Here is a 2,786-nt window from a genome sequence, read left to right on the forward strand (position 1 = left end):
ACAAGTCCAGATTCTTCAAGATCGCGCAGTTGCTTGGTAAGCAAACGCTGGCTAATACCAGGAAGACGACGATGTAGTTCGTTGAAACGCAAATAATCGTTTTCCAGTAAATGGTGCAGTACAACACCTTTCCAACGACCGCCAATTAAATCGAGGGCGACTTCTACCGGGCAACCAGGGATATCACGATAATGTCGATTTTTCATCTCAATAGTTCCCTTTTGGTAACTTAGTACGTTCTTTTTCCGTACTTGTATGTTTACGTTGTTATCCCGATTATAGAGTTCATCCAATAATTATAGAAAACATTCTATGCAATCGATTATCTACCGCCATTCCTTACCACTTACCCATGCTGATGCTTTTCGTATAGTCGAAACCGCTACGCCAATCCCGGGACCTCGCGATCTGCTCGTTTCAATTCAGGCCGTTTCCGTCAATCCCGTGGATACGAAAATCCGCTCTGGAGGTGTTCCTGTGCCGGACGCTGTGACGACACTAGGTTGGGATGCAGCAGGCATTGTTAAAGCCGTAGGAGACAACGTGACCCTGTTTAAACCGGGGGATCACGTTTTTTATGCTGGCTCCTTCATGCGACAAGGTGCTAACTGCGAACTTCACTTAGTGGACGAAAGGTTAGTGGGGCCGAAACCCAAGTCATTATCATTTGCACAGGCTGCTGCACTGCCGCTAACAGCGCTGACAGCATGGGAATTGTTATTCGACCGTTTAGGCATTGTTCCTGGGAAAACAGCAAGTAAGGAAATATTGCTGATTGTGGGGGGAGCCGGTGGCGTTGGCTCTATGCTGATTCAGATTGCACGACGGTTGACTAACATGACGGTGATAGCGACAGCATCACGTGCAGAAAGCCGGGAGTGGTGTTTGAGACTTGGAGCACATCATGTAGTCAATCATTCACAACCACTTGCAAAGGAAGTAGCCGCACTAAATATCAGTCCGATAACGCATATAGCGGCACTGGCCCACACCAATAGGCATTTTTCCGCTTTAGCTGAAATCATTGCACCACAAGGAAAAATTGCGATCATTGATGACCACGATTTTCTTGATGCTGTCCCTCTTAAGGGCAAAAGCGTATCACTCCACTGGGAAATGGTTTTCACACGACCGCTTTACCAGACAGAGGACATGATTGCACACCATCAAATTCTTACTGAAATCGCTTTTCTGGTTGATGCGGGTGTATTGCAGTCAACGTTGACCAAAGAGCTACACCCCTTGAATGTAGAAAACTTAAAAATTGCCCATACTCTTGTCGAACAAGGAAACATGCTCGGGAAGGTGGTTATTAGTAGAAATTAAAACTTGCTTGGGTAAACCGCCCCACTTATGGCATTAACTCGGTACCGGCAGTATAAAAACGTACTTGGCGTACGTTTAAGACTGATGACGAGCCCCACTATCCGAAGGCAGTCACCAGCCCTCGGATAGCGTTAAACGGTAGTTACTTATCTTTCAGCCCGCGGTTGATCAGCATCGGTTCAATGCTCGGCTCCTGCCCACGCCACTTGACGTACAGTTTTTCCAGATCCTGGCTGTTGCCCTGTGACAACACCCGATCGCGGAAGCGCTGGCCATTCTCTGCCGTTAACCCGCCGTTATCGCGGAACCATTGGAAGGCGTCATCGGCCAACATTTCCGTCCACAGATAGGCGTAATAACCAGCGGCATAGCCGTTACCCCAGATGTGCTGGAAATAGCTGGAGCGATAGCGCGGTGGCACATAGCTGAGATCGATCTTGTCCTGGCGCAGCGATGCGGCTTCGAACTTGTCCACGTCTTGCTGTGGTTGATCGGCGCCCAGCATGTGCCAATGCATATCCAGCAGCGCGGCGGCCAACAGCTCGGTCATGGCGTAGCCCTTGTTGAATTTGTCGGCCTTGTTGATTTTATCGACCAATGCCTGCGGCATCGCTTCACCCGTTTGGTAATGCTTGGCAAAGTGGGCAAATACCTTAGGATCGCTGGCCCAGTGCTCGTTAAACTGCGACGGGAACTCGACAAAATCGCGGGCGGTATTGGTGCCAGACAAGCTCGGGTATTGCTGATCGGCAAACATACCGTGCAGCGCATGGCCAAACTCGTGGAACATGGTGATCACGTCGTCATAGGACAGCAATGCCGGTTGGCCCGCAGCGGGTTTGGTGAAGTTGGAGACGTTGTAGATCACCGGCTTAGTGCCGTTGAGTTTGGACTGTTCAACGAAGTTACTCATCCAGGCGCCGCCGCCCTTGTTGTCACGCTTAAAGAAATCGGTGTAAAACAGCGCCAGGGACTGGCCGTCTTTATCGAACACCTCGTATACCCGCACGTCCGGATGATAAACCGGGATATCTTTGCGCTCTTTAAAGCTGATGCCGTACAGCAAATTGGCGGCGTAGAATACGCCGTTATGCAGCACGTTGTTCATCTCAAAGTAAGGTTTGATCTGTGACTCATCCAGATCGTACTTCTCTTTACGCACCTGCTCGGCATAAAACTGCCAATCCCAGGCGGCCAGCTTAAAACCACCGTTTTGTCGATCGATCACAGCCTGAATATCTTTGGCTTCGCGCTCTGCCCGGGCCGTGGCGGCAGGCACGATATTACGCATAAACGCCAACGCCGCATCCGGAGTTTTCGCCATCTGATTTTGCAACTTCCAGGCGGCATAGTTCGGGAAGCCCAGCAGTTTGGCCTGCTCGGCACGCACTTTAGCTAACCGCGCCAGGGTTTGGCGGGTATCGCTGGCGTCATTTTTCTCTGCGCGGTTGATCGAAGCT

3 protein-coding genes are annotated in these 2,786 nt (G+C 50.5%); 1 reads left to right on the top strand and 2 read right to left on the bottom strand.

Going from position 1 to position 2,786, the window contains the following annotated elements; all coding sequences use genetic code 11:
- On the bottom strand, window positions 1-206 hold a 206-nt coding region (locus ACLQ7H_RS11655), incomplete at its 3' end, for a winged helix-turn-helix transcriptional regulator (RefSeq protein ID WP_411752802.1).
- Window positions 207-312: 106 nt separating this feature from the next.
- Between ACLQ7H_RS11655 and ACLQ7H_RS11660 the strand changes: the two genes are divergently transcribed.
- On the top strand, window positions 313-1,326 hold the full coding sequence (locus tag ACLQ7H_RS11660) for a zinc-binding alcohol dehydrogenase family protein (protein WP_411752803.1): 1,014 nt from the start codon (window positions 313-315) through the stop codon (window positions 1,324-1,326).
- Window positions 1,327-1,468: 142 nt separating this feature from the next.
- Here the strand turns inward: ACLQ7H_RS11660 and ACLQ7H_RS11665 are convergent.
- Window positions 1,469-2,786: M3 family metallopeptidase (locus ACLQ7H_RS11665; protein WP_411752804.1), on the bottom strand; the 1,318-nt coding region annotated here is incomplete at its 5' end.

Source organism: Serratia sp. (in: enterobacteria), assembly GCF_046715635.1.
Lineage (GTDB): Bacteria > Pseudomonadota > Gammaproteobacteria > Enterobacterales > Enterobacteriaceae > Chania.

Excerpts from the sequence above, each read along its gene's own strand:
- ACLQ7H_RS11660 (WP_411752803.1), top strand. The coding sequence starts at position 313 with ATGCAATCGATTATCTACCGCCATTCCTTACCACTTACCCATGCTGAT.